Genomic DNA, 6,125 nt, shown 5'->3' with positions numbered 1-6,125 from the left:
GCGATCATCGCCAGCATAAGGGTTTGAACAATCGGGCAGAGAATTCGCATCAGCCGATCCGACGACGAGAGCGGGTTATGAAGCGCTTTAAATCGGCGCGACATGTGCAAAATTTCACGTCGATACAGGATCCGATCTACAACCTAAATTATTTCCCCCGAAACCAATTCAATGCCGCCGATCATCGTGAGTTACGACAAGCCGCCACTGACATGTGGCGCGAAATCACGTGCCTGAAATCCGCATGACAGATGCGCCAAAGAATACGTTACGTCTGCACTCTCGTTAAAGTAACAGTGCCAACACGACGGATGACATCATGGAAGCATTTCGCCCCTTCTATGAGGTGTCCCGCCTCGAAGCCGTTTCCGACAAGGGTTCTGTCGCGAATTTTTCACTTCTGCTGCGTTATTGTCGCTTCGGTGCGCATAATTGGGCGAGGTGACTGGGTATGGCGATCGATTTCAAAGGGTCTCATTTCCCCAAAAATGTCATCCTTTATGCGGTGTTCTTCTATGTTCGTTATTCCGTTTCCTATCGTGACCTTCAAGAAATCATGGCCGAACGTGGCGTGAACGTTGACCATGCAACATTGAACCGCTGGGTTGTCCGTTACGCGCCACAGATTGCAGATCAGGCACAGAAACGTAAGCGTCGAACGCTAGGCTCATGGCGTGTTGACGAAACCTATCTAAAGGTCAAAGGCAAATGGACATATTTGTACCGGGCCGTTGATCGTGACGGACAAACGCTTGATTTCATGCTCTCCGAACGCCGAAATCTCGGTTCTGCACGACGTTTCTTCAAGAAAGCCATCGCAGCCAACGGTGTTCCAGACAAGATTGTCATTGATAAAAGCGGCGCCAATCTGGAGGGAGCCCAAGCTGTAAATACAATCCTTAGAATCACAGGTTACAGCAAGATGATTGAAATCCGGCAGATCAAATATCTCAACAATATTCTTGAACAGGACCATCGTTTCATCAAGCGGATTACCAATCAGATGTTGGGGTTCAAGGCATTTCATTCAGCCGCAGCGACAATCGCGGGTATCGAAGTTGCGCATATGATCCGCAAGAGGCAATTCGCAAACGACAATTGTTCACCATTCATGGTCTTTGCGGAACTCGCAGCATAATTGCGCCCGGAGATACGCCTGCCTTTAACCCGCTGAAAATTTTGCGACACAACCTGTCGATGTCGCTCATTGAATGTCCTCTCAACTATGCGGCGCTGGCCGCTTGGTCTGGCTGCGATGACCGCCACCAGCAAGGGATGGTGTCGGTTATCTGGACGCGAGGATGTCGTTTTGAAGAGGCGGACGGAATTGGTCATTTGCCAATTACTATTGCGCGCAATGCATCAATCAGTAAGGATCAAGAAAAAACGGGGAACCACGTGTCGACAGAAGCAGAAGCCGGGCTTGAGCTCACGCAATCCTTTCTTATCGTTGCCGAAGAACTGAATTTTCGCCGCAGCGCGGAGAGGTTGAACATCGATCAATCGGCGCTGACCCGGCGTATTCAGAAGCTTGAGTATCTGCTTGGCTTTTCGCTGTTTGAACGGACCACCCGGGAAGTATCGCTGACGCCCGCCGGACGTGCCTTCTACGAGGAAAATGCCCGGCTGATCTACGATTATAATCGTTCTGTGAAGGCCGCGCGTCTGGTTGCCGAAGGCAAGACGGGTATATTGCGGGTGGCCTATATGGCCTTTGCCGCGACCGAGTTGATGCCAAGCGCAGTGCAGCGTTTCCGTACCGCCTATCCGCATGTGGACGTCAATCTGCGCTATATTCGCACTCAAGGCCAGAAACTGGCGATTGCCCACGATGAGGTCGATATCGGTTATATGATCGGCTCGTTCGAGCACAGCGATTTTCATAGCCTGCTTCTGACATCCGATCCGCTTTATGTCGTCACGCCAAAGAATCATGCACTTCTGCACAAGCTAGACATCAGGCCGGCAGATTTGGTCGGTTGCGATTTGATTCTGGGCGATATGATCGAATGGGAAGCTTATCGCTGGCAGCTCAATGAGTTGTTTTCCGCCGAAGGCGTGTTAATAATATCAAGCTTGAAGCATCGAATACATTGGCCTTACTGGGGTTGGTGGCAGCAGGGCTGGGTGTGACTATCTACCCAGAAAGCCTGATCGGTTTTCTCGGCCGCAACGTCGAAGTACGTCGGATTTTGCATCCTGATTTCCGTATCCAGACAGTGCTGGCGTGGAAGCGCGTGAATCGCGCAAATCCGTGCGCCATTTCGTCAACATTGCCAAGAATCTGCCTGTGCGTCTTTGACGCGCCATGGCGCAATACAATCGGACGTGTATCTGTGTCAGCCTCAGTCGTCGATTTTGATTAATGGGATCGCATGGCAAAAAGGTGCAAATCAGATTTCGGAAAAGATGCGCGTCAAACAAGGAGTACTAGTCTGATTAAATCAGATCCATGTACTCTAAGCGATACAATCAATTCATTTTGTTAGGGCTGCACAATGGGCGGTGGGGTAGTACCATCCGTCAAAAATGAACGAGTTTCCTTGCCCGGTGCACAAGGTACCACACGGCAAGAATGATGACCGGGAAGCCTGCCAATGTCAGGAATGTCTTCATGCCGGAGATCGCCTCAACATGGCCGAGGCTTTCCAGAAGCGTCTTGTAGAGACCGATGGCGTAATAGCTGATGGCGACGATTGAGAACCCCTCGACTGCTTCTTGCAGCTTGGTCTGCACCTGCACGCGCTTTTCCATCGATTCCAGCAATTGCAGGTTTTGCTGTTCCAGTTCGACCTGAACCGATGTCCGCAACAAATCGCTGGCGCGCGAGACGCGGGTTGCCGAGTTTTCGATGCGTTTGCTGGCTTGCGCGCAAAACCTGATAGCAGGGCGGAAACGACGCTCAATAAATACGCCGAGCCTTTGATAACCGTCGACGTGCTGTTCACGCAATTCGGCAAGCCGCGCAAACACGAGTTCTGAATAGGCTGCAGTTGCACTGAAGCGCTCACCCGTATTGACCGATACGTCGAGAATTTCGCTGGCAAGCTGTGCCAAATCCTTGAGAAGACGTTCCTGCTGGTGGGCTTGTTTGCCAAGCGCATCAACGATTGTCTGCAACCGGGTCTCGAACACGGAACAGCGTGAGAAAGTGTCCTGCGCCAGCGGCAGGCTGATCAATGCCATAAGACGGTAATCTTCGATTTCAAGCAATCGCCGAACCATACGTCCGGTCCGGAATGCATTGAGGTTATTGTTGAGCAGGACGAAGCGCGTCGCATTGGCCTCATTGAAGCGGAACGTTGACCAGATTTCAGCATCGCAATTGCCTATGGCAGAAACCGCAACATCCATATCCGTCTCCGCACCAAGCATAAGCTTCGCATCATGCGTACCCGCGAGACCAACGACAATTTCAATGGAATTGATGCGCTGTCCCGGCATTTCATTGACGAGCTTGATCCAGATTTCTTCTCTGAGCGGGATGGCATTGTAGTCGCCGCTCCATTGAATGACATAGGTAAGCGATACAAACTCGGCGTGAATTTCCCACTTGATGCGACCGCTCGTCGTTTGCGCAATGCCACTTTTGCCGTCGCTCGTATTCGTCAAACCAAGCTTTAAAAGAGTATCGGGAGCATGTGTGGCCTCGTTGCCGACGAAAAAAGCTTCGTGCCAGACCACCGCCGGAGCATCGAAATAAATCGATGGACGCGAGTGAAGTTCGTCGTTGAGAACGCCACGCCACGGATAATCGTTAGTCATCGGGGAGCGGTCCCATCCGGTTTTCAAGACTGATTGAAAAGATTGAAAGTTTTCAGCGGCAGTAGCCTATTACGGCCAGCCGATCGATCAAAGGCATTTTTTGTGCTCACTGTTCCGGGTAGCTCAGCCCATCATCGCGTTGATGAGATACGGTCCGTCATGCGCGATTGCTTCTTCAAAGGCATCGCGCAATTCTTCAAGCGTGGTGACGGTTTTCGCCATAACGCCAAATGATTGTGCAAGGCCGGCCCAGTCGATGGCAGGCTTGTCCAGTGATAACATAGAATGCGCCGTCTCGCCCGGATTGGCGCCAACCTTGGCATATTCGCCCAGCAGGATTTCATATTTCCGATTGTTCAGAAGTACGGTTGTACAGGGCAGATTTTCACGCGCCTGCGTCCACAGTGATTGCATCGTATAGGCGGCAGAACCGTCTGCCTGAAGTGATACAATTCGCCGTTCACTCTCGCCGTTTTCGGCTGCACCAATCGCAGCACCAGTTGCCATCGGCAACCCGCCGCCAATGGCTCCGCCCACCATCGTCATCCATTGGCAAGGGGCCATGCTGGCGATGCGAGACGGAAAGCCCGCACCCTGCGTCAGGGATTCATCGGAGATGATCGCATTTTCCGGCACCAGGGAACAAACAATTTCCGCCAGGCCATCAGGCGTGATGCGGCCTTCGACCTCTGTAAACGGGCGCGCAACCACCGGCGGGCTACACGGTTCGATTTCCAGTCTGCCGGCCAGAGCCTGCAACGCAGCAATGGCATCCTCCTCGGGACGCGAAAGGTGAAATACTTCGGCATCGGGCCGGGTGACACGGCTGGGACGTCCCGGATAGAGGAAGAAAGCAGTCGGCGGCGGGCAATTGACCAGAATGACGTGGTCGTAGGCAGCGAGCGCTTCCAGAGCGACATCGACAACATAAGGCACGCGCGGGATTGCCATCCGACCGCGCCCGACAGGGACCAGTCCGGCAAGCTGGCTTATCCGCAAATCGATACCGGCCTGCTGCAAACCCGCCAGCAGCGGCTGCGCCTCAACCCCAAGTGCCGCACTTCCAAGAACCATCACAACACGCCCACCACTGCGGCACGCCGCAACAGCGCGATCAATCTGCAAGGGTGATGGGCTCTGCGGATTGATATCAGGCAGGATACCACCCACCTTGCCACCCTCATTCCATGAAACATCGGCAGGCAAGATCAACGAAGCGACATGACCGTTATCAGCGCGCGCAGCCTGAATCGCTCGTGCCGCATCCACACCTATGCTTGCCGGTGAGGCGGAATAGGCAACCCAGTCAGAGCAGGTTTCAGCCAGCGAAACCACGTCGGCCGTCAGCGGGCTGTCGAAAGCGACATGCGGGACAGCATGATCACCGACGATATTGACGATGCCTGCACCCGCGCGACGTGCATTGTGCAGATTGGCAATACCGTTGGCGAGCCCAGGGCCGCAATGCAGCAATGTCGATGCCGGTTTTCCGGTGACGCGGAAATATCCGTCGGCCATGCCCGTCACAACGTTTTCCTGCAAGCCCAGCACGCAACGAATGCCCGGAATGCGGTCAAGCGCCGATACGAAATGCATCTCGCTCGTTCCCGGATTGGCAAAGCAGGTGGTGACATCCCCGGCGATCAGGGTGTGCACAAGCGCTTCAGCACCGATCAGATAAGGATCGTCGTTGGGAGGTGTGTTCGACATGGCTCTACTCACTGTTGTGTCAGAGAAGACGCGACTGGATCAATAAGGATTGGTCGCTGCGACTTGCGGCAATGCCGAAAACGCATCGAACCATGCTGCAACTTTTGGAAAGTCGCCCCGCCAGCTCAATTCTGGAATACGATTGTCGATAAAAGCAAGGGGCACGAAGATCGAAATAGCGCCTATATCATGACGTCCACTGAGATGCTCGGGCCGCGTTTCGAGCCACGTCAGAGTATCGATGATTTTCGATGCCCATGCATTCCGCCATTGCTGCCATTGCAGTTCACTGGGTCGCAGGCCGATCTCGTAGCGTAATTGTAGTGCAGCGTCGCACATGGAGTCACCCAGCGCCTGATCGCGCAGGTTACGCCAGCGTTCGTCACCGCGACCGATCAGCTTGCCTTTGGCAAAATCGTTCAAATACTCGCAGATCACCGGACTATCGAAGAGCGCTTCCCCCTCGTCGGTCACCAGCATGGGAATTTGGCCGGACGGGTTGAGCTTGCGGAACTCCGGGTCACGCAGCATCAGATTGCCCTTGCCGGCAACCAGTTCGATCTTCTTCGAAATGCGCAGAAAGCCTGCCAGAATGGTGACTTTGCGTACAAAAGGCGACAAGCCTGAATGGTGTAGTTTCACGTTGGTTT

At 53.6% G+C, this 6,125-nt stretch carries 6 protein-coding genes and 1 pseudogene; 4 read left to right on the top strand and 3 right to left on the bottom strand.

The window, feature by feature from the left end; translation table 11 throughout:
• The 4 genes and pseudogenes from ABWW28_RS26010 to ABWW28_RS25995 form a co-directional block, all read left to right on the top strand.
• Nucleotides 1–248, top strand: a 248-nt coding sequence (locus ABWW28_RS26010) for a DDE-type integrase/transposase/recombinase (RefSeq protein WP_353392717.1), incomplete at its 5' end; no start/stop codon positions are given.
• A gap of 71 nt (nt 249–319) precedes the next feature.
• Nucleotides 320–445 carry a hypothetical protein gene (locus ABWW28_RS26005; protein WP_282187539.1) on the top strand — a complete coding sequence of 42 codons (126 nt, stop codon included), beginning with the start codon at nt 320–322 and terminating at the stop codon, nt 443–445.
• A gap of 6 nt (nt 446–451) precedes the next feature.
• Complete coding sequence (locus ABWW28_RS26000) at nt 452–1,138, top strand: IS6 family transposase (RefSeq protein ID WP_176588525.1); 687 nt, start codon at nt 452–454, stop codon at nt 1,136–1,138.
• A gap of 59 nt (nt 1,139–1,197) precedes the next feature.
• Nucleotides 1,198–2,366: pseudogene (locus tag ABWW28_RS25995) on the top strand (LysR family transcriptional regulator).
• A gap of 157 nt (nt 2,367–2,523) precedes the next feature.
• On the opposite strand, the gene ABWW28_RS25990 reads toward ABWW28_RS25995, so the two are convergent.
• The 3 genes from ABWW28_RS25990 to ABWW28_RS25980 all read right to left on the bottom strand — a co-directional run bounded on the left by ABWW28_RS25990 (nt 2,524) and on the right by ABWW28_RS25980 (nt 6,117).
• Entirely contained in the window at nt 2,524–3,765 is a 1,242-nt protein-coding gene (locus tag ABWW28_RS25990) for a DUF3422 domain-containing protein (protein WP_176588524.1), read from the bottom strand.
• 123 nt (nt 3,766–3,888) lie between these two features.
• Nucleotides 3,889–5,475 carry an acetolactate synthase large subunit gene (locus tag ABWW28_RS25985; RefSeq protein ID WP_100651624.1) on the bottom strand — a complete coding sequence of 529 codons (1,587 nt, stop codon included), beginning with the start codon at nt 5,473–5,475 and terminating at the stop codon, nt 3,889–3,891.
• A gap of 39 nt (nt 5,476–5,514) precedes the next feature.
• Nucleotides 5,515–6,117 carry a glutathione S-transferase family protein gene (locus ABWW28_RS25980; protein ID WP_100651626.1) on the bottom strand — a complete coding sequence of 201 codons (603 nt, stop codon included), beginning with the start codon at nt 6,115–6,117 and terminating at the stop codon, nt 5,515–5,517.
• Between the last annotated feature and the right edge of the window lie 8 nt (nt 6,118–6,125).

Source organism: Brucella sp. NBRC 14130, from assembly GCF_040371715.1.
GTDB classification, from domain to species: Bacteria; Pseudomonadota; Alphaproteobacteria; order Rhizobiales; family Rhizobiaceae; genus Brucella; species Brucella intermedia.
This window is presented reverse-complemented; position numbering and strand designations above follow the sequence as displayed.

Bases quoted from the DNA above. Each gene is read 5' to 3' on its own strand.
- ABWW28_RS25990 (WP_176588524.1), bottom strand. From the start codon at position 3,765: ATGACTAACGATTATCCGTGGCGTGGCGTTCTCAACGACGAACTTCAC.
- ABWW28_RS26005 (WP_282187539.1), top strand. From the start codon at position 320: ATGGAAGCATTTCGCCCCTTCTATGAGGTGTCCCGCCTCGAAGCCGTT.
- ABWW28_RS26000 (WP_176588525.1), top strand. From the start codon at position 452: ATGGCGATCGATTTCAAAGGGTCTCATTTCCCCAAAAATGTCATCCTT.
- ABWW28_RS25985 (WP_100651624.1), bottom strand. From the start codon at position 5,475: ATGTCGAACACACCTCCCAACGACGATCCTTATCTGATCGGTGCTGAA.